The sequence below is a fragment of the Zoogloea oleivorans genome (assembly GCF_008107625.1).
In the GTDB taxonomy this organism is placed as follows: domain Bacteria; phylum Pseudomonadota; class Gammaproteobacteria; order Burkholderiales; family Rhodocyclaceae; genus Zoogloea; species Zoogloea oleivorans.
Window position 1 is genome coordinate 1 of the sequence record NZ_SDKK01000003.1, and the last position, 22,223, is coordinate 22,223.

Sequence of the window (22,223 nt, forward strand, 5' to 3'; positions counted from 1 at the left end):
ATGGGCACGGTGCCGATCGGTACGGGCGAATTGCGGATGATCCATTCGCGGGTTTCGTGGATGTTCTTGCCGGTGGACAGATCCATGACGGTGTCGCCGCCCCAGCGGGTGGACCAGGTCATCTTGTCCACTTCCTCGTTGATCGAGGAGCCCAGCGCCGAGTTGCCGATGTTGGCGTTGATCTTCACGAGGAAGTTGCGGCCGATGATCATCGGCTCGGATTCCGGGTGGTTGATGTTGTTGGGGATGATGGCGCGGCCGCGGGCCACTTCGGAGCGCACGAACTCGGGGGTGATCTCGGCGGGGATGCTGGCGCCGAAGTCCTGGCCCTTGTGCTGGCGGCCGAGCAGCTTGACCATGCGTTCGCCCATCGGGCCGGTGTTCCGCAGGCTTTCCAGGTAAGCGGCGCGGTTCATGTTCTCGCGGATGGCCACGTATTCCATTTCGGGGGTGATGATCCCCTGGCGGGCGTAGTGCATCTGCGAGACGTTCTTGCCGGGCAGGGCGCGGCGCGGCTTGCGATGCAGGCCGGGGAAGCGCAGTTCATCGAGCTTGGGGTCGGCGGCGCGGAGGCGGCCGAATTCGCTGGACAGATCGGGCAGCACTTCGGTGTCGCCGCGCTCCTCGATCCAGCCCTGGCGCACGGCCGGCAGGCCGGAGCGGATGTCGATCTTGGCGGCCGGGTCGGAATACGGGCCGGAGCAGTCGTAGACGAAGATCGGCGGGTTCTGCTCGCCGCCCATGCCGGTGGGGGTGTCGGCTTGCGAGATTTCGCGCATCGGCACAAGGACATCCGGGCGCGAGCCTGCGACGTAGATCTTGCGGGAGTTGGGCAGCGGCGCGATGGCCGCTTCGTCCACGTGGGCGGACGAGGCGAGGAATTTGTCGGTGGCGTTCATGAAGGCTCCTTGGGGAGGGCCGCCGGGGAAAGGAAAAGCGGCAGGAGCCACGTTTCCCTACGCCGGCATGACCCGGATCAGGTTCGGAGGGTAAGTCTCAGCCGTGCGCTCATGCGCCCCGGCACCCCTAACGTATGGGCTGGAAAGTACTGGAAGAGGCTGGTAAATGCAAGATTTGGCGGGAGTTTTTGTTGATTCCGGGGTTTTCCTAAAGCTTTGGGCCCGGGGCGCCGAAATAAAGAACATCTGGCCGGTTGTCGGTCTCGCGTCTTTCCCGGAGAAGCAAACATGCGCTCTCGCATGCGTCCCCTCGCTGCCCTGCTGGTTCTTGCCGGCACTACTTCCGCCCTGGCTGCCGACTGGCATACCGTCGCGTCCGACAAGAAGCGCACGATCGAGCTCGACCGGGCCAGCATCCTGCAATCCGATCCCGGCACCAAGGTGGCCTGGGGGCGGATCGTCCTGTCCGACGCCGAGGCGGGTACGGCCGGCTACACGGCGGTGAAGGCGCTCAATCGCTACGATTGCCGGAATCAGACTTTCGCCACCATCAAGCGGGTGTATCTGGACGCCGATTCGGCGGTGATCAAGGACGAGAAGGTCAAGGTCGAGAAGGACATGCCGGTGGCGGCCGGCAGCGTCGATGAAAAACTGTGGCGCGATGTGTGCAAGCCCGCCGGGGCCATCGCCGATATTTCCCAGTTGGCAAAGAACGCCTCGAAGGCGGCGCAGGCCGCCCAGGCCGGCAAGCCCGAATTGCGTCCGGCTGACTATCGTCCGGGCAAGGGCGCCGAGAAGCCGGCAGTTACCCGGGTGTCGACCGAGGGCAAGGCGGAGCATCCCGTCGATGCGCCAGTGCCGATCAAGAAGAATTTCATCGACAAGCCGGCGCCGCCGCCCAGGGCCGAGCCCGTCGAAAAAGCGCCCGAGCGGCATGCCCGTGCCGAGGCGGCTCCGCCGGAAGTGCAGCGTGTACCGGTTTATGTGCCGGCGCCCCGCCCGCGGCCGCGGGTGGTCCGTTCGCCGGTGATGCAGGGCGAGGCCCGTGCCGGCCATGGCCCGGCAGCGCCGGGTACGCCGCTGGCACATCACGAGATTCACTGGAGTTACGACGGCGACGGTGGCCCCCCCAACTGGGCCAGCCTGAAGCCGGAATGGCAGTTGTGTGGCACCGGCGAGAGGCAGTCGCCGATCGATATCCGGGAAGGCATCAAGGTCGAGCTGGAGCCGATTCGCTTTGAGTATCGCCAGTCCGAATTCCGCGTCGTCGACAATGGCCACACCATCCAGGTGAACCTGGGGCAGGGCAACACGATGTCGGTGATGGGGCGCATGTACGACCTGGTCCAGTTCCATTTTCACCGCCCCTCCGAGGAACGCATCAACGGCAAGGGGTTCGACATGGTGGTGCACCTGGTGCACAAGGATCTCGACGGCCGTCTGGCGGTGGTTGCGGTTCTGCTCGAGCGCGGCCAGGCTCATCCGCTGGTGCAGACCCTGTGGAACAACCTGCCGCTGGAAAAGAACTCGGACTATTCGCCGGAAGGTGTGTCCATTGACCTCAACCAGTTGCTGCCGGATCAGCGCAACTACTACACCTACATGGGTTCGCTGACCACGCCGCCGTGCAGCGAGGGTGTGTTGTGGATGGTGATGAAGCAGCCGGCGCAGGTGTCGGCGGAGCAGATCAGCATCTTCTCGCGGCTTTACCCGATGAATGCCCGGCCGGTGCAGTCGATTCGCGGACGACTGATCAAGGAGTCGCGTTGAATCGGGGGGCTTTGACATGCCCGGCAGCACTGGCGTCCAGGCCGGATCCGGGCAGTCCTTCCGGATACTCGTAACGGCGGTGCTCTGTGGACTGGGGCTGGTTACGGCCTTCGTCTGTTATACGCTCGACGAGAGTTACCGGCGGCATCAGGCGAGTGCAGAAGAGAATCTTGAGAACCTGGCCCTCAGCCTGGAGCATTTCCTCAATGCCCATTTTCAGGCCGAGGATCTGGCTTTGCAGAGCGCTGCCGACGAATTTCGCCGGCTCGACGAACTTAGTCCCTTTCCCGCCGGGGCCTTTACTGACTACCTGAAAGCCTTGCCGTTGCGTCTGCCCAATGTGGTGGCGATTCGCGCGGCGGACTCGGCCGGTATCGTGCGTTTTGGGGCGGGAGCCGATCCGGCCCGCGGGATCAGTCTTGCCGAGCGCCAGTTCTTCCGGGAAACCATGGAGAACAGGCGGTTGGTGTTTGGCCTGCCTCTCAAGTCCCGGGTCAGCGGGGAGTGGGTGTTTCCCCTCTCCTATCCGCTGCTCCGCAGGGATGGCAGTTTCGGCGGGGTGGTCTATGCCAATACGGACAAGGCCTACATCGCAGCGCTGTTTGCGTCGATGAAGGTTGGCCCCCACGGCGTGGTGACCCTGTTCGATCAGCAACGCCGGGTGCTGATCCGCTACCCGGACCGGGCCGAACTGCTTGACGAGAAGGTGGTGATCCTCTCTGCGCCGCAAACGATCGAGGCCCTCGATGCCGGCAAGTCCCAAGCGACCTATCAGAACGTCAGCACTGTGGATGGTCAGTTGCGTACCCATTCCTTTCGCAGGGTCGGCAATTATCCCGTTTATATTCTCGTTGGCCTGGCCCGGGAGGACTACCTGGCGCCGTGGAAGCAGGAGCGGTTGGTTGCCGGTGGGTTTCTGGCGATTCTCGCCGGGGGCTTGTTGACGCTGTGCGTGGCCTTGCGACGTTCCTGGCTGCGTCGCGACGAGGCCATGACCAAGGTGCTGGCGGCCGAGGCCGATCTGCGTCACTCCGTGTCGGCCCTGACCGTGTCGGAAGCCCGTTTCCGTACCCTGACCGATGGTCTGCCTCAAATGGTGTGGGTTGGCCGCAGCGATGGGAGCATCGAGTACTTGAGTCATCACTGGCATGAATTTACCGGCCGGCCGGTGGCGGAGCTGCTCGCGGACAAGTCCTGGCGGGGGCTGGTGCATCCGGATGACCGTGTACCGATGCGTGCCGCGTGGCATGTGGCTGCTGCCGGTGGGGAGTTCCAGTCCCAGTGCCGCATTTGTCGTCACGACGGGGTCTGGCGGGTGTTCGACAGCCGGGCGGTGGCCCAGCGGGATGACGCTGGTGCGGTGGTGCAATGGATAGGCAGTTGCACGGATATTTCCGAGGCCGAGGAGGCCCGCGAAGCGCTGCTGCGGGCCAAGGAGCAGGCTGTGGAGGCGAGTCGGGCCAAGTCGGAGTTTGTCGCCAACATGAGCCACGAAATCCGTACTCCGCTTAACGGTGTGCTCGGCCTGGCGCAGATCGGTTTTCGCGACAGTGCGCCCGCTACGCCGGCCCATGTGATCTTCGGGCGCATCCTGGAGTCCGGCAAGCTGCTGCTGGGCATCATCAACGATGTCCTCGATTTTTCGAAGATCGAGGCGGGCAAGCTCGGTATCGAGTCGGTGCCGGTCAGTCTGCCGCAAACCTTGTCCCTGGCCGTTGAGTCGATGTGCGACCGGGCTACTGAGAAGGGGCTGGTTTTGCGCCTTGAACTCGCGCCGGATCTTCCCGCGGCCTGTCTGAGCGATTCCCTGCGGCTCAACCAGATTTTGACCAACCTGCTTTCCAATGCGATCAAGTTTACGGCTGCGGGCGAGGTGGCCCTGTTGGCCAGGCGCGATGGCCGGCGTCTGAAATTGTGGGTGACCGATACCGGCATCGGCATGAGCGAGGAGCAACTGGCCCGCCTGTTCGTGCCCTTCGAGCAAGCTGACGGTTCGACGACCCGGCGTTTTGGGGGAACCGGGTTGGGGCTGGCGATCACCCGGCGCCTTGTGGAGATGCTCGGCGGCACGATTCGGGTGTTCAGCACCGAGGGTCGCGGCAGCCGCTTCGAGGTTTCGTTGCCTCTTGTCGAAGTGCCCAGCGAGTTTGCGGAAAGTGTGCCCGCCGCGGGAAGTCCGGGCGCGCGCCTGAGGGGGCTTCGCGTGCTGGCCGCCGAGGACAATCCGGTCAACCAGTTGGTGCTGGAGGATGCGCTGCTTTTTGAGGGGGCACTCGTCACGCTGGTGGATGACGGCCAGCAGGCCGTCGAGCGCATCGAACAGGATGGGGCCGCTACCTATGATGTGGTACTGATGGATGTGATGATGCCGGTGATGGATGGTCATGAGGCGGCGAGCCGTATTCATGTGCTGGCTCCGGCCCTGCCGATTATCGGGCAGACGGCCCATGCCATGGCCGAGGAGCGGGATCTGTGTCTGCGCTCCGGCATGGTCGACTGCATCACCAAACCCCTTGATCCCGAGGTGTTGGTGGCGGTGATTCTGGCCAGTCTGCAGGGCGCTGGCGATGCTGCCTGAACATCGGATGTCCGGATTCTCTTGCGTGTCTATTCGCGTATGCGGGCTTCCAGTTCCCGCACCATCGCGTCCACCTGCTCGGCCAGTTGGCCGGCGAGCTGGCGGCTGGCGGGGGCCCCGTCGCGGGCTGCCTGGTCGGTGCTGGTGGCGAGTTCATGGACCGCTGCGGCCTTGAGTGTTCCGGCGGTGCCCTTGATGCTGTGGGCCACAAACGACAATTCAGAGAGTTCCCCTTCACCGGCGGCAATGGCATGCAGGCGGACGGAGCTTGCCTGATAGTTCGTCAGGGCCTTGCTGGCCAGGCGGGTCACGAAGCTGGTCTTGCCCCGGAACTGGATTTCGAGGGCGTTCCAGTCGATCAGGCCGGTGGGGAGGGGGCTATCTGCCGGCGGGGGCGCTGGAGGGGCGGGAGAAGGCATCGGTTCGCTTGCGGTCAGGTTGGTTGCCGGGTGGCGGCTGTGCAACTGGATTTCCGTGATGAGTACGTTCAGGGCCAGTGGCTTGGGAATGTGGGCCAGAATGCCGGCTGCCAGGCAGCGTGCACGGGTTTCGGCGCCGGCATGGGCGGTCAGGCCAAGGACGGGCAGCGCGGGGTGGTTTGCGTGGATGCGACGGGTCAGTTCATAGCCATCCATCGCGGGCATCTGGATGTCGGTGAGGACGATGTCGTAGTAGTTGGCGGGGCTGCGCTGCAGGCGGGCCAGAGTGTCGGCACCGCTGGCTTCGCAGTCGACCCGGGCGCCTTCGTTTTCCAGCAGGCTGACCAGGACCATCCGGTTGATCTCGTTGTCATCCACGGCGAGGATGCTGTAGCCGCCGAGCTGCATGCTGGCGGGCCTGGTTGCCGCGATGACCTCGGGGTTGCGCAGGCAATTAACGAAATGGCGGACCCGCAGGGGGCGCTCAAGGAGGGGCAGGCGTCCGCTCAGGCTGTCCTGCAGGCTGGCGCTGTCGATCTCTTCGAGCCGCCCGACCAGGGCTGTGCGGTGACCGCTGGCGCGCAAGTTGCCCAGCCATTCCCGCCAGGTGCTGGAGCCTTCGGCGAGGCGTGCATCGACAACCACAGTGGCCTTGCCGGTAAGCTCCGTAGCGGGTGTGTCAATGATGCTGGCGTGGATTCCGCGGTCGCTCAGTCCGGCCAGCAGGGGGCCGGATTCGTGTCCTGGAAGTCCGGCCAGAACAAGCTGCCCGGCGGGCGGGGGGCTGTCGTCGAAGCGGGCGGCCACCAGCGGGATCCGCACGGTGAAGGTGCTGCCGGCCTCCGGGGTGCTGTGAACCTGAATGCTTCCGCTCATGGCTTCCACGATGCGGGCGCTGATCGACAGGCCCAGCCCGGTGCCGCCGAAGCGTCGGGTGGTGGAACCATCGGCCTGTTCGAAGGGCTGGAACAGGCGTCCGATCTGTTCGGGGCTCATGCCGATGCCGGTGTCGCTGATCTGCAGGCGCAGCATGTCGTTTTCCACCCGGGCATCAAGGGTGATCGAGCCGCATTCGGTGAATTTGATGGCATTGCCGAGAAGGTTGACCAGTACCTGGGACAGGCGCAGCGGGTCGCCCTCGCAATGGATCGGCAGGGGCTCTTCGATCACGCGGAAGTCCAGGCCGCTGGAGAAGGCTCGCTCGGCAGTGAGCGTGACGGCGCTGTCGATGACATGGCCCGGATCGAAACCGATGCGCTCCACGCTCAGTTTGCCGGCTTCAATCTTCGAGTAGTCGAGGATGTCGTTGATGATGGCCAGCAGATGCTGTCCGGATTCGATGATGCGCACGAAGTGCTGCTCGGCCCGGCGTCCGCTGGAGCCGAGCTGGCCGAGTTGGGCCAGGCCGAGAATGGCGTTGAGGGGCGTGCGGATCTCGTGGCTCATGTTGGCCAGGAATTCACTGCGTACGCGGGCCAGCCGCTCGGCCTCGGTGCGGGCGTTTTCATTGGCCTGCTCGGCCCGGCGGCGCTGGCGCAGTTCGAGAATCACGATGAACAGGGCGGCGAGGGGGATTGCGCCCACGGCGACCAGCAGCAGGGAGGGGATCGACTGGGCTTCGAGTTCCCGTTTGGTGATGAGGGCGGCGAGGGACAGGGGCGAGCCCTCGATGCCCTGCTTGATCGCGGCGATGGCCCGGTCCTGGCCAGTCGTGGGCAGGTCCAGGTTCTGGCGGGTGTCGTTGAAGCGCATGCCGGCAAACAGCTGGGTTAGCTCAGGGCGGAAGAAGACCTCCGGGTCGATCTTCGAGACGGGCTCGCCGGTGGCGGTGACCAGGATGGCTTCAGGGCGTCGCGGGGCTGGTGTGGCGCTGCGGCTCTCGAGGGCGATGACCGGGCTGTAAGCGATCACATAACCGCGCAGTTTTTCCTTGAGCCGCACCGGGCTGCTGAAGCGAAGCTGGTCGCCGGAGGTCAGCAGGGTGACGTTCGGTGTGTCGTTCAGTTGGGGAGCGAGGTGGGTGAAGTCTTCACGCCAGTCCTGCTGGCCAGCGCCGGACTGGCCGATGAGTTGCCCCGTGACGTCGATGAGGGCCATGTGCCCGTAGATGCGCACGGCGCCCAGGCGCTTTTGTTCCAGAAGATGCTCGAACTTGTCCGCTACGGCCTGGATGTTGATGCTCAGGCCATATTCGACGCTCATGCCCAGATCGTGGCTGGAGAAATAGTTGGCGACGACCTCGGAAGCGGCCAGATCGGCCAGGTCGTTGCGGCGCTCGGAAAAGTAGTACGAGAGGCCGCCGGCTTCCTTTTCGAGTTCGAGGCGGGCGGCATCGAGGAGATTTTGCTCCAGGCGCTGCTGCAGGCCCAGGTTGTAGAAGAGCAGCCCCACTGCATAGGCAATGAAGATCGCGAACGCGATGGCGCTTTTGCGGTAGCGCTTCAGCAGGGGCTCGTCGGCGGACATGGTCGAGGCTCAGTCCTTGATCGGAATGCCCTCGAAGAAGCCCGGCATATACCGCGGGGCGACCCGAAAGTATTTTTTGACCAGCCGCATGTAGGTTCCATCCTCCTTGATGCCGGCGAGGAAGCGGTTGAAGGCCTCGCGCAGTTCGGGTGAACTCTTGCGGAAAGCGGCGGCCATGCGCTGTTCGTCGGAAATCGGCCCGATGACCTTGAGCTGGCCGGGCCATTTTTCGATGGCGATCATGATGTCGGGGACGTCGAGCAGGGTCATGTCGGCTTCGCCCTTGACCACCGCCGGGACGATGTCATTGACGTTGAGACTGCCGGTGAAGCGCTTGAGTTGCAGGCCCTTGCCCTCCAGATCATAGAGTTTCGGATCAAGGCAGACGTTGTCCATGACGAAGGTGGCGCCGCGTTTCATCATCGCTTTGGTGGCCTTGATGTCCAGGTCACGCTTGCCGGTCGGTTTGATCGGCTGGGCGGAAGACTGGGGGCGGGCGAGCAGCCAGACGGCGGAGGGGAAGGTGGGGTCGGAGTAGTCGATGAATTTTTTGCGGATCGGCAGAACGGTGAGGCCGCTGGCGATGATGTCGCCGCGCACCGGGCGATTGGCGGTTTCGCGGGGAACGGGTGTGTACTCGATGTGTTTGCCGGTCAGGTCGCTGATGAGGTTGGGCCAGGTGCTGGGAACGTATTCGTAACGTACGCCGAGGTGGTGGGCGAACTTCTGGACGATCTCGACATCGAGGCCGTCACCGCTGCCGGTGATGAAGTTGGCGTAGGGCACGCCCAGATGGCGCAGGACGCCGCGTTCCCGAATTTCCTTGAGGTCGTCGGCGAAGGCGCCGTGCATGAAGAAGAGGAGGGTGAGCGCCAGGGTGCGCCGTCGTCCGGGTGAGCTGCAGAACGATTCCGACATGTTTTTCTCCCTGTGATTCCGGCGGTCGCAGAAGGATATGGAGGGTGCTGCCCCCGATGCTTAACGGGTTGTTGGGCGGAATCTTTATGTGGGAATAATTCCGTCGGGGCGTTCGCCGAGGAAGCGTTCCAGGCGTTCGTGGACGCAGAAGCCGACGTTGAAGCGCAGGTAGCCGGAGGGCTGGTTCTGGGGCCGGAAGACATTGCCCGGTGCAAGCAGGATGCCCTCTCGTGTGGCGCTTCGGGCCAGTACGGCGGTGTCGCTCAGGCCCGGCACCCGGGCCCACACGAAGGGGCCGCCGCGGGGTTCGGGGTCGGGCTTGAGACCGACCCGTTCGAGCATGCGCAGGGCTTGCCCGGTGGCATCGACGAGGCGGCCCTTGAGGCGGTCGAGGAGCTTGCGGTAGTGGCCGTCGGTGAGAAGTTGGTGGACCAGTTGCTCGGACAGCTCGGCGGACGACATCATCGAGACGATCTTCACGTCGGTAAATAAATGCGCCAGGTCCGGCCGGCAAGCCAGGAAGCCGACCCGCAGGTTGCCGGAGATGGTTTTGGAGAAGCTGGCCGTGTAGATCACCCGCGACAACTGGTCGAGACTGGCCATGCGGGTGGCGGCATCGGGGGCGATGTCGCCGTAGATGTCATCTTCCACCACCATGAAGTCGTGCTTCTCGGCCAGTTGCAGGATGCGAAAGGCGGTGGCTGGCGACAGGTTGCAGCCGGTGGGGTTGTGCAGCACCGAGTGGGTGAAGAAGAGTTTGGGTTGATGGTGGGCGAGGAGGGCTTCAAGGGCCTGCACGTCCGGGCCGTCCGGGGTGCGCGGCACGCCGAGCAGGGCCACACCGTAAAGACGCAGGTTGCCGAAGAGGTTCCAGTAGCCCGGGTCGTCCACCAGCACGCAATCGCCGGGCTTGAGGAAGTAGCGGCAGATGATGTCCAGCGCCTGGTGCACGCCGTAAGTGAGGACGATCTGCTCTGGCGTGGCGCCGATGCCGATTTCGGCCAGGCGTACCTGCAGCTGGGCGCGTAGTGGGGCGTAGCCCTGGGCACTGCCGTAGCTCACCGGGCGCACGTCGCTGCGCCGCGACAGGCTGCGCAAGGCACGCAGTACGCCGGCTTCGTCGAGCCAGCTGGCGGGCAGGCTGCCGGCGCCGGCGAGGATGCGCTCGGGACCGTCGAGGGCCATTTCGCGCATCAGCCAGGCGGCGTCGATGGCCCGTTCGATGGCTTCGCCGGCACTGGCGGCACGGGCCGGCTGCGGCCGGCTGGTCACGTAGAAGCCCGAGCCCCGGCGCGATTGCAGGTGGCCGAGGGCGACCAGTCGGTCGTAGGCCTCGACGACGGTGAAGCGCGACACGCCGTACCGCTCGGCGAACTGGCGGATTGGCGGCAGGCGTGCGCCGGGGCGCAGGACGCGGTCGTCGATGCGGGTGCGGATGGCGCTGACGATCTGGTCCACCAGCGGGGTGGCGTTGTCGGCAGAGAGAACGAGGTTCAGCATGGGGCGGCTCCGGTGTATCGGTCGGGCGACCGGGCCGGAGGGGCTGCGGTGGCCGGTACGGGATGGCGGTTTGTCTGGATAGTGTATCTGTGGGTGTGAAGAATTGTCCGTTATTGTCAGGTTCCGTCGATGCTGTTCATGAAGGAGTCCTGCCATGCCCCGCCTTTTTGCCAGCTTGCTTTGCGTGTTTGCTGTGGCGTTGTTTGCCGTGCCGGTGGCGGCTGTCGGCAAGGGAGGCGTGGAGTTCTATGCGGCGGATCTGAAGTGGGTGCTGCTCGCTGCACCGGGCAGTGGTGCAGTGCAGGTGCTCGACGTAAGCCGTGGCGTCACGCCGCTGGCGACCCTGCGCAGCGCCCAGCGGGGCAAGGTGCTGGCCGTGCATCTGCAGCGGGCCAGCCGCCGGGTGTGGGTGCTGGCGGATTCCGGGCTGGATGTGCACGACGGCTTCAATGGCCACCTGCTGGGACATTGGGCGCCGCCGCAGGGGGTGCGTCTCGAGCGCCTCGCCACCAACGGTGCCGGGCAACTGGAGGTGTGGAGCGCGGTGCGGCCCTACGAGGCGCTGGTGGGGGCTGCGGTACTGGTGCCCGCCGGGGCGCGCGTGACGATGCGTTGAGCCCCTGCGCAGCCACGCCCGGATGGACGAGTGGCCGGGACTTGGGCCGCAGTGGCGCCTCGATTTTCTTCAGATGTTCCCGCGCGTGGGTCGGCGTTCTACCGTAACGCCGACGGGCTGTTTCGTCGTCTGGCCGAGCTGGGCATGTTCGTCCAGATTCAGGTGGCCGGCCCGCAACTGGTGGGTGAGAGGGCCCGTCTGCTGGCTTCGGGGGCGCAGATACTGATTGATCACTGTGGCCGGCCAGATTTGGCGATGGGGGGCAAGCCGACCCGGCTGACCGGCGTTTGTGCGGCTTTTAGACGCCCGGTTTGAGACCGGGCGTTGCGGGCCATTACGAGAGCATCAGCTTCATCTCGGTCTCTTCGCTGCGCACCATGTCGAGCACCAGGTTCGCAAACTCGTCGTCGTAGTTGTCCGTCCAGGTGCCGCTCTTGTCGTCGGTGACGAGGGGTTCGAAGCTCATGTCGAGGAAGGAGCCGTTGCCCATGTTCAGGACATCGGCGCCGTCCGCGGTCTTTTCCAGAATCCAGTCATCCGGGACTTCCATTTCCAGCTTGATGCTGACCAGCAGTTTTTTCATGTGCCACCTCTGAATTTGATCAAGGCCTCAATCTACCATCGCGACGTGCAACGGCTGCGTGTCATTCCCGGATCAGTGCCGCCAGTTCGCGTTCGAGCACCTGCTCATCACCCAGGTTGAGGGCGACCAGACGGCGCAGGTGGGTGATGCTGTCGATGTCGATTTCCCGGCACACCAGGCCGACTTGAACGTTGTCTGCGGTGGTGGCGACATGGGCGATTTCGCCCTTCATCGCCACCACTTCCCCGCCATCGGCGGCGAGGGCGAGGATCAGCTCGCAGCTGTCGCCACGCCGTGCCGATGAGGCACCGGGGCAGGCCAGCAAGGCCCCTTTCAGGGAAAGATCGCGTACCTCGCAGGCAAACCGGCGATCTGCCAGTAGCAGGCTGGCGCCCTCATGGAACTGCACCCGGTTAAACCTTCGGCGTTGTTCGGCGGTCATGCGTCTCGTCCTTCATGTGTTGAAAACCTGACATGAATGATAGCCATCGCGGCGGCCCACGGCACCGAATATCACCTTTACAAGTTGCCAGTCTCCCTTCAGAATTAATAACTGACTAGTCAGTCATTAATTCAGGAGTGTCATGACCGAACCCGAATCCACCCGCCGGCAGCGTCGCAAGGAGGCCCGTCCGGCCGAGCTCGCTGCCGCCGCCTTGTCCCTGTTCATCGAAAAAGGTTTCGCCGCCACCCGCCTGGATGAAGTGGCCGCGCGGGCCGGCGTGTCGAAAGGCACGCTGTATCTGTATTTCGACAGCAAGGAAGCCCTCTTCAAGTCGGTGATCGAGGAGGGGGGGGTGCCCATTTTCGAGGAGTTCGAGGCTCGCCTGGAAATCCTTGGTGACGATCCCGAGCGTCTGCTGCGGGAAATCCTGCGGGGCTGGTGGACCAAGGTCGGGGCGACCGACCTCGGCGGGATCGGCAAGCTCATCATCGCCGAGGCCGGCAACTTTCCGGAGGTGGCGCGCTATCACCATGAGGCGGTGATCGTGCGCTGGATGACGCTGCTCAGGCGGGTCATCACGCTGGGCGTCGACAAGGGGATTTTCCGTTCCCTCGACGTGGAGCCTTTGAGCCAGTTGATGTTCTTTCCCCTGCTGATGCTGTCCGTGTGGAAAAACTCCATGGCCAGCTGCCTCGTCGGTTGCGAGGCGCCGCATCAGATATCCGACAGTTACTTCGATACCTATTTCGATCTGATTTTCCGCGGCCTGCTGGTCGCCCCCCGGCAGGAGCCCAAAGAATGAAGCGGAATCTTTTCCTCAGTGCAGTTGCCCTGGCAGTGCTTGCAGCCTGCTCCAAGCCCGCACCGGTCGTCGAGGCGCCACGGCCCGTGATGGTGCACAAGCTGGCCCTGTCGTCGGTGTCGGCAGGGGCTTTGTATTCCGGTGAGGTGCGTGCCCGTTATGAGTCGGATCTGGCTTTCCGCATCTCTGGCAAGGTCGTCGAACGCAAGGTGGATGTGGGGGCGGTGGTGAAGCCTGGTCAGGTGCTGGCCCGTCTCGATCCGGCGGATGTCGGCCTCAATGCCGAAGCGGCGCGCGCCCAGTTGGCCGCGGCCCGCAACGAGTACGCTTTTGCCAAGGCCGAGATGGAGCGTTATCGGGATCTGGTAGGCAAGAACTTCGTCAGCCGCAGTGTGCTGGATGCCAAGGAGTCCACCTTCACGTCGGCGGCGGCCCGCGTCGAGCAGGCCCGCGCCCAGGCTACCGTGGCCGGTAACCAGACCGCCTACACGAGCCTGGTGGCCGATCAGGCTGGCGTGATCACCGCGGTGAGCGTTGAGGTCGGGCAGGTGGTGAAGGATTCGGCAGTGGTCATGAAGCTGGCCCGGGACGGAGAGCGCGAAGTGCTGATCGCCGTGCCGGAAAGCCGCATCTCCGCGTTGCGTGCGGTCAGGGACATCGAGATCCGCCTGTGGAGCCAGCCGGACGTGGCGCTGCAGGGCAAGGTGCGCGAGATTGCGCCGAGCGCCGATGCGGCGACCCGAACCTACGCGGTGCGCGTGAGCATCATCAATCCGGGGCCGGCGGTGCAACTGGGCATGACCGCCAATGTGATCCTGCCCGATGCCGCGGCCGCAGCGGGCGCGCTGCTGGTGCCGATCAGTGCGGTTTTCGAGCATGAGGGCGGCAGCGCCGTGTGGGTGATGCAGGCCGAAGGCGCGCTGGTCAAGCCGGTGTTGCGCAAGGTGAGCGTGCGCCAGTACCGGGAAGACGGGGTGCTGCTTGCCGGCGGTGTGCAGCCGGGGGAAACCATCGCGGTGGCTGGCGTGCATAAGATCGTCGCCGGGCAGTTGCTGCAGCCGGTCAGCTCCGCCACGCCGGCAACGGCGCCGGCAGCGCCGCTTGCCGTCAAGACGGGAGCCTGAGCGTGAAGCGTTTCAATCTGTCTGAATGGGCCCTGCGGCACCAGCCGCTGGTGCGCTACCTGATCGTCGCGCTGGCGCTGATCGGCGTCATGTCCTACCAGAAGCTCGGCCAGTCGGAAGATCCGCCCTTCACCTTCAAGGTGATGGTGGTGCGTACCGAATGGTCGGGCGCGTCGGCCCGCGAAGTGGAAGAGCAGGTTACCGACCGCATCGAGAAGAAGCTGCAGGAAGTGCCCTTCGTGGACATCCTGCGCAGCTATTCCCGTCCCGGCGAGTCGGTGGTGCTGTTTGTGGCCAAGGATTCGACCCCGACCAGGGAGGTGCCCGACGTCTTCTACCAGGTGCGCAAGAAGATCGGCGATATCAAGGGCACGCTGCCGACCGGCACCCGCGGGCCGTTCTTCAACGATGAATTCGGTGACGTCTTCGGCAACATCTACGCGCTGACCGGCGACGGCTTCGACTACGCCAGGCTCAAGGCCGAGAGCGAGAAAATCCGCGCCGAATTGCTGCGCGTGCCCAGCGTGGCCAAGGTGGAGCTGATCGGTGAGCAGGAGCAGCGCATCTACGTGGAGCTGTCCAACACCAAGCTGGCGACCCTCGGCCTTGATGTGCAGACGGTGACCGACGCGCTGGCCCGCCAGAACGCGGTGGCGCCGGGCGGTTACTTCGAAACGAAGGGTGAGCGCATTTACCTGCGTCCCAGCGGTGCCTACGACACTGTCGAGGGCATCCGCGAGACGCGCATCCGGGCTGGCGGGCGGGAGTTCCGCATCGGCGACATCGCCACGGTGGCGCGTGGCTTCGTCGAGCCGCCGGCGCCGCGCTTCCGCTTCCAGGGGCAGGATGCCCTCGGTCTTGGCGTGTCGATGACCAAGGGTGGCGACATCATCGCCATGGGCGGCAGCCTCAAGGAAACCGTGGCGCGCCTCCAGGCACAACTGCCGGTGGGTCTGGAGCTGACCGAGGTGTCCAGTCAGCCGGAGGCGGTGCAGCGTTCGGTGAGCGAGTTCATCCACTCGCTGGCCGAGGCGGTCATCATCGTGCTGCTGGTGTGCTTCTTCTCGCTGGGGCTGCGTACCGGGCTGGTGGTGGCCCTGTCGATTCCGCTGGTACTGGGCGTGACCTTCTTCGGCATGCGCCTGTTCGATGTGGGCCTGCACAAGATTTCGCTGGGTGCGCTGATCCTGGCCCTTGGCCTGCTGGTGGACGATGCCATCATCGCCGTCGAGATGATGCTGGTGAAGATGGAGCAGGGCTGGGAGCGCAGTCGTGCGGCGGCCTTCGCCTATACCAGCACGGCCGGGCCGATGCTCTCCGGCACGCTGGTGACAGTGGCCGGCTTTTTGCCGATCGCCACGGCGCAATCGTCTACCGGCGAGTACACCCGCTCGATCTTCCAGGTGAATGCCATCGCCTTGCTGGCCTCGTGGCTGGCGGCGGTGATCGTGGTGCCCTACCTGGGCTACGTGCTGCTGCCGGACCCCCGCGGGCCGAAGAAGCCGAGCTGGCTCGGCCGGCGCTTCCCGCGTCTGGACGCCTTCAAGGACCGCATTGGCCTGGGCGATCCGCACATCGATGGCGATGAGGATGCCGTCTTCCGCACTCCGTTTTACAACCGCTTCCGCGCCCTGGTGGACTGGTGCGTGGCAAAGCGCTGGGTGGTCATCGGCACCACGCTGGCGCTGTTTGCGACGGCGATGGTGGGATTCGGTTTTGTGCAGCAGCAGTTCTTCCCCAACTCGACCCGGCTGGAGGTACTGATTGATCTGCGTCTGCCGGAGGGCTCCAGTCTGCGCGCTACCCAGGCCGAGGTGGAGAAGCTCGAAGCCATCCTCAAGAAGGAGTCCGGCATCCAGAACTACGTGGCCTACGTGGGCTCCGGCAGCCCGCGTTTCTACCTGCCGCTGGACCAGCAACTGCCGGCACCCAACTTTGCCCAGTTCGTGATTCTCACCGACAGCATTCCGGCCCGGGAGGCCCTGCGAGAGCGGATGATCGAACTCTTCAAGCACGACTTTCCGAACCTGCGGGCCAACATTGCCCGGCTTGAAAACGGTCCGCCGGTGGGTTTTCCGGTGCAGTTCCGGGTGAACGGGCCGGACATTCCGACGGTGCGCAAGCTGGCCGCCGAAGTGGCGGCGGTGATGCGTGAAAACAACAACCTGTCCGACGTGCAACTCGACTGGGACGAGCAATCGAAGGTTCTGCGGGTCGAGGTGGATCAGCACAAGGCGCGCCTGCTCGGATTGTCGACGCAGGATGTGGCCAACTTTCTCAACACCTCGACGCGCGGCCTGACGGCGACCAGCTACCGGGAAGGTATCGAGTCGATTGACGTGGTGCTGCGCGGCGATGCGTTCGAGCGCGATCGTCTGTCGCTGGTCGCCGAGTTGTCGATTCCGACGCGGGCCGGCAAGTCGGTGCCGCTGGGCCAGGTGGCCACCGTCAGCTACGCCTTCGAGCAGGGCCTGGTGTGGCGACGCAACCGGGAACCGAGTATCACCGTGCGCGGCCAGATCTACGACAGCCGCATCCAGGCGCCGACCGTCACGGCCCAGATCGAGCCGCTGCTGGCGCCGATCAAGGCGAAGCTGCCGGCTGGCTATCGCATCGAAACCGGCGGTGCGGTGGAGGAGAGCGCCAAGGGGCAGAGTTCGGTGAATGCCGGCTTCCCGATTTTCTTTGCGGTGGTGTTTACGGTGCTGATGGTTCAGCTGGGCAGTTTCTCGCGGACCACCATGGTGGTCCTCACGGCGCCGCTGGGGCTGATCGGGGTGGTGTTGTTCCTGCTGCTCTTCAACCAGCCTTTCGGCTTTGTGGCCATGCTCGGGACCATCGCGCTGTTCGGCATGATCATGCGCAATTCGGTGATCCTGGTGGATCAGATCGAGCAGGACGTGGAGAAGGGCCTGTCGATCTGGAACGCCATCGTCGAGTCGGCGGTGCGTCGTTTGCGCCCCATTGCGCTGACGGCGGCGGCGGCAGTGCTGGCGATGATTCCGCTGACCCGCAGCGCCTTTTTCGGGCCGATGGCGGTGGCCATCATGGGGGGCTTGATGGTTGCCACGCTGCTGACGCTGCTCTTCGTGCCGGCCCTGTATGCCGCATGGTATCGCGTGAAGCGGGCCTGATCAGGGCCCCGGCTGATGTGGATGATCTGTGCGATGCACAAGTACGCTAAAATTCGAAAGTTTTTTCGCAACCATTCACGCGCGCAGATCATAAATATTAGCTTGTGCTAATATTAACCCGGGAGTCACATAATGAATTTCGAACAAGCACGGTTCAACATGGTCGAGCAGCAGGTCCGCCCCTGGGAGGTGCTGGATTTTGGCGTGCTCGATCTGCTGATGAGTGTCCGCCGCGAGGAGTTCGTGCCGGAGGCCTACAAGTCGCTGGCCCTGTCCGAGGGGCTGATTCCCCTGGGCCATGGCGCCAGCATGCTGGTCCCGGTGATCGAGGGGAAGATCCTGCAGGCCGTCCAGGTCAAGCGTTCCGACAAGGTGCTTGAAGTCGGCGCCGGTTCTGGCTATTTCGCCGCACTGCTGGCGGCCAAGGCCGACTGGGTGCGTACCGTCGACATCGAGCCGGCGCTGGTCAACATGGCCCACGACAACCTCAAGCGCTACGGCGTCGAGAACGTCATCGTCGAAGAAGGCGATGCCGTGTGCGGCTGGCCGGGCAGCGCGCCCTACGACCTGATTGTCGTCTCCGGCGGTGTGCCGCAGATTCCCGAATCCCTGCTGCAGCAGGTCAAGGTCGGCGGTCGCCTGTTCGCCTTTGTCGGCGAAGCGCCCCTGATGACCGCCCAACTGGTGACCTGCGTGGCCGAAGGTGAATACCGCACCGAGTCCCTTTTCGAAAACCTGGTTCCGATGATGCGCAACGCACCGCGCAAGAGCCAGTTCACGTTCTGAGCCATTTCCGACGATGAAGCAAATCACCCCCCCGCAACTGGCCGAGTGGCTGAAGGACGACAGTCGTCCGGCGCCCTTTCTGCTCGACGTGCGCGAGCCGCAGGAATTCCAGTACTGCTCGATTCCGGGCTCCGTGCTGATGCCAATGGCCAGTGTGCCGGCGCGCATGCAGGAGCTCGAGCCCGATGCCGAGATCGTGGTGATCTGCCATCACGGCGGGCGCAGCATGCAGGTGGCGATGTTCCTGCAGCATCAGGGCTTCGCCAACCTGATCAACCTGGCCGGCGGGGTGGCCCAGTGGGCCGCCCAGGTCGACCCGGCGATGCCCCAGTATTGATATACGTGCGACAGAACGGACGGAGAACGGAATGAGACGGCTGGCAGGACGTAGTGTGGTAGCGGTGGCGGTGAGCCTGATGGCGATGGGAGCGGGCGCAGCAGACCTGGAGCAGGTCTATCGCGATGCCTTGTCCTACGACGCCACTCTCGCGGCGGCCCGGGCGTCCCTCGAAGCCGGTCGCGAGAAGCTCCCGCAGGGGCGGGCTGGCCTGTTGCCGTCCCTCAGCCTGACGGGCAACTCCAACTGGAACGATGTCACCGTCAATACCGCCACGTCCAGCAACTCCCGCGCTTACAACAGCAATGGCTGGCTGGTGCAGCTCACCCAGCCCCTGTTCCGCTGGCAGAACTGGGTCCAGTACAAGCAGGGCGAGATGCAGGTGGCCCTCGCCGAGGCCCAGTATCAACTGGCCCGGCAGGATCTGACCCTGCGCGCCTCTCAGGCCTACTTCGACGTCCTCACTGCGCAGGACATCCTGGCCTCGGCAGCGGCCCTCAACCAGGCCAACGTCCAGCAACTGGCACTGGCCCGGAAGAGTTTCGAGGTCGGCACCGTTACCATCACCGATGTGCATGAAGCCCAGTCCCGTTCCGATCTGTCGTCGGCCCAGATGCTGGCTGCCGAGAGCGACCTGGCCGTCAAGCGCCATGCCCTGCTGGTTCTGACCGGCAAGGAAGCGGACGCGCTGAAGGGGCTGCGCAAGGGCGTTGCCCTGACCCGCCCCGAGCCGGCGGACATCCAGTCGTGGGTTACCGCCGCCGAAGGTGCCGGTCTGGCGGTGCAGGCGGCACAGATCAGCGCTGAAGTGGCCGGTCGTGAAGTGGAGCGCAATCGTGCGGCACATCTGCCGACGGTCGATATGGTGGCCACTTACGGCAACACGGCTACGGCCAACGCCCTGGCCAATTTTGCGGCCAACAATACCGACTCGGCGGTGGTCGGCGTGCAAGTGGCGCTGCCCCTGTTTCAGGGCGGTGCGGTGAGTTCCCGCGTTCGCGAAGCGTCGGCCCTGCGTGACAAGGCCAATGCCGATGTGGACTTTGCTCGCCGCACCTCGGCCCAGAACGCCCGCCAGGCTTATCTTGGCGTGACCAGCGGGTTGGCCCAGGTAAAGGCCTACGAGGCCGCGCAAGTGTCGTCCACCTCGGCCCTCGACGCCAACAAGCTCGGCTACGAAGTCGGCGTGCGCATCAATATCGACGTCCTGAACGCCCAGAGTCAGCTCTACGATACCCAGCAAAAGCTCTCCAAGGCTCGCTACGACACCCTGATGGCCCAGCTCAAGCTGAAGGCCGCGGCCGGTGCTTTGGGCGAGGAAGACATCAAGGCCATCAACACCCTGCTTGATTAAGACGCTCCGTCCCGCAATCATTAACGGCCGCTCACGCGGCCGTTGGTTTTTTCACCCACCCCTTACTTTCGTTTCCTGACCGCCATGCGCTACACCGACCTGCGTGACTTCATTGCCCAACTGGAAAAAATCGGCGAACTCAAGCGGATCAAGACCGAGGTCGATCCGCACCTGGAAATGACCGAGATCTGCGACCGGGTGCTGCGTGCCGGTGGCCCGGCGATTCTCTTCGAGAATCCCAGGGGGCATTCGGTGCCGGTGCTCGCCAACCTTTTCGGCACGCCCCGGCGGGTCGCGCTGGGCATGGGTGTCAGTGGCGACGACTGGCAGGGCGCGTTGCGTGAAGTGGGCAAGCTGCTGGCTTTTCTGAAGGAGCCGGAGCCGCCCAAGGGCCTCAAGGATGCGTGGGACAAGCTGCCGGTGTTTCGTCAGGTGCTCAACATGTCGCCGAAGACGGTGTCGTCGGCCCCGTGCCAGGCGGTGGTGAAGGAGGGCAAGGATGTGGATCTGGCCAGCCTGCCGATCCAGCACTGCTGGCCCGGCGATGTGGCACCGCTGATTACTTGGGGCCTGGTGGTGACCCGCGGGCCGAACAAGAACCGCCAGAACCTCGGCATTTACCGTCAGCAGGTGCTCGGGCCGAACAAGGTCATCATGCGCTGGCTGGCCCACCGGGGTGGGGCACTCGACTTCCTCGAGCACCAGAAGGCCAACCCGGGCAAGCCCTTCCCGGTGGCGGTGGTGCTCGGCTGCGACCCGGCAACCATCCTGGGGGCGGTGACGCCGGTGCCGGATTCCCTGTCCGAATACCAGTTCGCCGGCCTGCTGCGCGGTGCCAAGACCGAGCTGGTGAAGTGCATCGGCTCCGACCTGCAGGTGCCGGCCTCGGCCGAGATCGTGCTGGAAGGGGTGATCCACCCGGGAGAAATGGCCCTGGAAGGCCCCTACGGCGACCACACCGGCTACTACAACGAGCAGTCGGAATTCCCGGTGTTCACCATCGAGCGCATCACCAGCCGGCGCGACCCGATCTACCACAGCACCTACACCGGCAAGCCGCCCGACGAACCGGCGATGCTGGGCGTGGCGCTCAACGAGGTCTTCGTGCCGTTGCTGCAGAAGCAGTTCACCGAGATCGTCGACTTCTACCTGCCGCCGGAGGGCTGCTCCTACCGGCTGGCCATCGTCAGCATCAAGAAACAGTACCCGGGCCACGCCAAGCGGGTGATGTTCGGTATCTGGAGCTTCCTGCGCCAGTTCATGTACACCAAGTTCATCATCGTGGTGGATGATGATGTGAACATCCGCGACTGGAAGGAAGTGATCTGGGCGCTGACCACCCGCATGGACGGCACCCGTGACACCACGCTGGTCGACAACACGCCCATCGATTACCTCGACTTTGCCAGCCCGGTGGCCGGTCTTGGGTCCAAGATGGGCCTCGACGCCACCAACAAATGGCCGGGGGAAACCAACCGGGAATGGGGCACGCCGATCGTGATGGATGCCGCAGTGAAGGCACGGGTAGATGCCATGTGGGGTGAGCTGGGCCTGTAAGCTTTTCGGTATTCACCGCCATTTAGCTGGCAGGCCATGAAGCAACTTTTGATGATTTGAAAGTCGGATCGGGAAAGGAGCAGGCAGATGCTGTCGAACGATGTTCGAACGCCATGCAGCCCAGAGGAGTGCGCGGTGGAGTTGAAGGATTACAGGGCGCGAGAGTCTGAATGCCGCCGGACCGAAGATCTGCTGCGCCTGCTTCCCGGCGGTGGCGGAGCAGCCCTCGATGTGGGGGCACGGGAGGGGCATTTTTCCCGGCTCCTTGCCGACCGGTATGCCAGGGTTGTGGCCCTCGACCTGGAAAAACCGGCCTTCGAACATCCGAACGTGGACTGCGTGCAAGGGGATGCGTCGGCGCTGGAATTTGCCGATGACAGCTTTGATCTGGTGTTCTGTGCCGAGGTGCTGGAACACATACCGACCCCGCTGCTCGGCAAGGCCTGCGCCGAGTTGGGACGGGTCAGCCGCAGCCATCTTCTCATCGGCGTTCCGTACCGGCAGGACACGCGGCTGGGGCGCTCCACCTGTTACTCCTGCGGTGGCAAGAACCCTCCCTGGGGGCACGTGAACAGCTTCGATGAACAGCGTCTGATGGTGCTGTTTCCCGGCTATGAAGTGGTCAACACCTCATTCGTCGGCGAATCCGACGAAACGACGAATTTCCTGGCTGCCTTCCTGATGGATCTGGCTGGCAACCCCTACGGCACCTACACGCAGGACGAACCCTGCGTGCATTGCGGCAAACTGCTGCTTGCGCCACCTGCCCGGAGCGTGTTTCAGAAGGTGTGCACCCGGCTCGGCTTTTATGCCAGCCAGGCTACCCGGGCCCTGAAGGGCCGCCATCCCAACTGGATTCACATGTTGCTCAGGAAGCGCGAGCGCTGACAGGGTCGCCCGCCAAAACAAGGCCAGCAAATCGCTGGCCTTGTTTT

The 22,223-nt window shown here is 64.3% G+C and carries 18 protein-coding genes and 1 riboswitch; of the genes, 12 read left to right on the forward strand and 6 right to left on the reverse strand.

The annotated features are described in order from the left end of the window. A partial coding sequence (locus ETQ85_RS03290) for a phosphomethylpyrimidine synthase ThiC (RefSeq protein WP_187394563.1) occupies window positions 1-899 on the reverse strand: 899 nt, incomplete at its 3' end. A 37-nt stretch (window positions 900-936) separates the two neighbouring features. Next, a riboswitch (TPP riboswitch) is annotated at window positions 937-1,038 on the reverse strand. Between the two features lie 149 nt (window positions 1,039-1,187). On the opposite strand from ETQ85_RS03290, the gene ETQ85_RS03295 reads away from it, so the two are divergent. Further along, entirely contained in the window at window positions 1,188-2,669 is a 1,482-nt protein-coding gene (locus ETQ85_RS03295) for a carbonic anhydrase (protein ID WP_246128612.1), read from the forward strand. Between the two features lie 16 nt (window positions 2,670-2,685). Beyond that, a complete protein-coding gene (locus ETQ85_RS03300; RefSeq protein ID WP_148577628.1) occupies window positions 2,686-5,247 on the forward strand; it encodes an ATP-binding protein in 2,562 nt (853 codons plus the stop codon). A gap of 29 nt (window positions 5,248-5,276) precedes the next feature. On the opposite strand, the gene ETQ85_RS03305 is transcribed toward ETQ85_RS03300, so the two are convergent. The 3 genes from ETQ85_RS03305 to ETQ85_RS03315 all read right to left on the reverse strand — a co-directional run bounded on the left by ETQ85_RS03305 (window position 5,277) and on the right by ETQ85_RS03315 (window position 10,550). Then, the gene (locus ETQ85_RS03305; RefSeq protein WP_148577629.1) at window positions 5,277-8,132 is read right to left on the reverse strand and encodes a hybrid sensor histidine kinase/response regulator; all 2,856 of its coding nucleotides are present in this window, start codon (window positions 8,130-8,132) and stop codon (window positions 5,277-5,279) included. 9 nt (window positions 8,133-8,141) lie between these two features. Then, window positions 8,142-9,050 (reverse strand): transporter substrate-binding domain-containing protein, encoded by a 909-nt coding sequence (locus ETQ85_RS03310; RefSeq protein ID WP_148577630.1) that lies wholly within the window; start codon window positions 9,048-9,050, stop codon window positions 8,142-8,144. Window positions 9,051-9,134: 84 nt separating this feature from the next. Further along, a complete protein-coding gene (locus ETQ85_RS03315; RefSeq protein ID WP_148577631.1) occupies window positions 9,135-10,550 on the reverse strand; it encodes an aminotransferase-like domain-containing protein in 1,416 nt (471 codons plus the stop codon). Between the two features lie 154 nt (window positions 10,551-10,704). Between ETQ85_RS03315 and ETQ85_RS03320 the strand changes: the two genes are divergently transcribed. Continuing rightward, window positions 10,705-11,166, forward strand: coding sequence for a hypothetical protein (locus ETQ85_RS03320; RefSeq protein ID WP_148577632.1), 462 nt, complete (start codon window positions 10,705-10,707; stop codon window positions 11,164-11,166). Window positions 11,167-11,310: 144 nt separating this feature from the next. Next, complete coding sequence (locus ETQ85_RS26560; RefSeq protein ID WP_222862044.1) at window positions 11,311-11,481, forward strand: hypothetical protein; 171 nt, start codon at window positions 11,311-11,313, stop codon at window positions 11,479-11,481. Window positions 11,482-11,500: 19 nt separating this feature from the next. Here ETQ85_RS26560 and ETQ85_RS03330 read toward each other — a convergent pair whose 3' ends face one another. Continuing rightward, complete coding sequence (locus ETQ85_RS03330; RefSeq protein ID WP_148577634.1) at window positions 11,501-11,749, reverse strand: hypothetical protein; 249 nt, start codon at window positions 11,747-11,749, stop codon at window positions 11,501-11,503. 61 nt (window positions 11,750-11,810) lie between these two features. Further along, window positions 11,811-12,191: a PilZ domain-containing protein gene (locus ETQ85_RS03335; protein ID WP_148577635.1), complete on the reverse strand. Its 381-nt coding sequence runs from the start codon at window positions 12,189-12,191 to the stop codon at window positions 11,811-11,813. A gap of 142 nt (window positions 12,192-12,333) precedes the next feature. On the opposite strand from ETQ85_RS03335, the gene ETQ85_RS03340 reads away from it, so the two are divergent. The 8 genes from ETQ85_RS03340 to ETQ85_RS03375 all read left to right on the forward strand — a co-directional run bounded on the left by ETQ85_RS03340 (window position 12,334) and on the right by ETQ85_RS03375 (window position 22,176). After that, window positions 12,334-12,996: a TetR/AcrR family transcriptional regulator gene (locus ETQ85_RS03340; RefSeq protein ID WP_148577636.1), complete on the forward strand. Its 663-nt coding sequence runs from the start codon at window positions 12,334-12,336 to the stop codon at window positions 12,994-12,996. Then, complete coding sequence (locus ETQ85_RS03345; RefSeq protein ID WP_148577637.1) at window positions 12,993-14,120, forward strand: efflux RND transporter periplasmic adaptor subunit; 1,128 nt, start codon at window positions 12,993-12,995, stop codon at window positions 14,118-14,120. Before ETQ85_RS03340 ends, ETQ85_RS03345 begins: the two co-directional genes overlap by 4 nt. A gap of 2 nt (window positions 14,121-14,122) precedes the next feature. Continuing rightward, a complete protein-coding gene (locus ETQ85_RS03350) occupies window positions 14,123-17,254 on the forward strand; it encodes an efflux RND transporter permease subunit (protein WP_148577638.1) in 3,132 nt (1,043 codons plus the stop codon). Window positions 17,255-17,386: 132 nt separating this feature from the next. Next, complete coding sequence (locus ETQ85_RS03355; protein ID WP_148577639.1) at window positions 17,387-18,040, forward strand: protein-L-isoaspartate O-methyltransferase family protein; 654 nt, start codon at window positions 17,387-17,389, stop codon at window positions 18,038-18,040. A 13-nt stretch (window positions 18,041-18,053) separates the two neighbouring features. Beyond that, the gene (locus ETQ85_RS03360) at window positions 18,054-18,377 is read left to right on the forward strand and encodes a rhodanese-like domain-containing protein (RefSeq protein ID WP_148577640.1); all 324 of its coding nucleotides are present in this window, start codon (window positions 18,054-18,056) and stop codon (window positions 18,375-18,377) included. Between the two features lie 31 nt (window positions 18,378-18,408). Continuing rightward, window positions 18,409-19,731, forward strand: coding sequence for a TolC family outer membrane protein (locus tag ETQ85_RS03365; RefSeq protein ID WP_148577641.1), 1,323 nt, complete (start codon window positions 18,409-18,411; stop codon window positions 19,729-19,731). Window positions 19,732-19,815: 84 nt separating this feature from the next. Then, a complete protein-coding gene (gene ubiD / locus ETQ85_RS03370) occupies window positions 19,816-21,288 on the forward strand; it encodes a 4-hydroxy-3-polyprenylbenzoate decarboxylase (protein WP_148577642.1) in 1,473 nt (490 codons plus the stop codon). 87 nt (window positions 21,289-21,375) lie between these two features. Continuing rightward, a complete protein-coding gene (locus ETQ85_RS03375; protein WP_148577643.1) occupies window positions 21,376-22,176 on the forward strand; it encodes a class I SAM-dependent methyltransferase in 801 nt (266 codons plus the stop codon). Window positions 22,177-22,223 lie beyond the last annotated feature (47 nt).

Excerpts from the sequence above, each read along its gene's own strand:
- ETQ85_RS03295 (WP_246128612.1), top strand. The coding sequence starts at position 1,188 with ATGCGCTCTCGCATGCGTCCCCTCGCTGCCCTGCTGGTTCTTGCCGGC.
- ETQ85_RS03300 (WP_148577628.1), top strand. The coding sequence starts at position 2,686 with ATGCCCGGCAGCACTGGCGTCCAGGCCGGATCCGGGCAGTCCTTCCGG.
- ETQ85_RS03305 (WP_148577629.1), bottom strand. The coding sequence starts at position 8,132 with ATGTCCGCCGACGAGCCCCTGCTGAAGCGCTACCGCAAAAGCGCCATC.
- ETQ85_RS03310 (WP_148577630.1), bottom strand. The coding sequence starts at position 9,050 with ATGTCGGAATCGTTCTGCAGCTCACCCGGACGACGGCGCACCCTGGCG.
- ETQ85_RS03315 (WP_148577631.1), bottom strand. The coding sequence starts at position 10,550 with ATGCTGAACCTCGTTCTCTCTGCCGACAACGCCACCCCGCTGGTGGAC.
- ETQ85_RS03320 (WP_148577632.1), top strand. The coding sequence starts at position 10,705 with ATGCCCCGCCTTTTTGCCAGCTTGCTTTGCGTGTTTGCTGTGGCGTTG.
- ETQ85_RS26560 (WP_222862044.1), top strand. The coding sequence starts at position 11,311 with ATGTTCGTCCAGATTCAGGTGGCCGGCCCGCAACTGGTGGGTGAGAGG.
- ETQ85_RS03330 (WP_148577634.1), bottom strand. The coding sequence starts at position 11,749 with ATGAAAAAACTGCTGGTCAGCATCAAGCTGGAAATGGAAGTCCCGGAT.
- ETQ85_RS03335 (WP_148577635.1), bottom strand. The coding sequence starts at position 12,191 with ATGACCGCCGAACAACGCCGAAGGTTTAACCGGGTGCAGTTCCATGAG.
- ETQ85_RS03340 (WP_148577636.1), top strand. The coding sequence starts at position 12,334 with ATGACCGAACCCGAATCCACCCGCCGGCAGCGTCGCAAGGAGGCCCGT.
- ETQ85_RS03345 (WP_148577637.1), top strand. The coding sequence starts at position 12,993 with ATGAAGCGGAATCTTTTCCTCAGTGCAGTTGCCCTGGCAGTGCTTGCA.
- ETQ85_RS03355 (WP_148577639.1), top strand. The coding sequence starts at position 17,387 with ATGAATTTCGAACAAGCACGGTTCAACATGGTCGAGCAGCAGGTCCGC.
- ETQ85_RS03360 (WP_148577640.1), top strand. The coding sequence starts at position 18,054 with ATGAAGCAAATCACCCCCCCGCAACTGGCCGAGTGGCTGAAGGACGAC.
- ETQ85_RS03365 (WP_148577641.1), top strand. The coding sequence starts at position 18,409 with ATGAGACGGCTGGCAGGACGTAGTGTGGTAGCGGTGGCGGTGAGCCTG.
- ubiD (WP_148577642.1), top strand. The coding sequence starts at position 19,816 with ATGCGCTACACCGACCTGCGTGACTTCATTGCCCAACTGGAAAAAATC.
- ETQ85_RS03375 (WP_148577643.1), top strand. The coding sequence starts at position 21,376 with ATGCTGTCGAACGATGTTCGAACGCCATGCAGCCCAGAGGAGTGCGCG.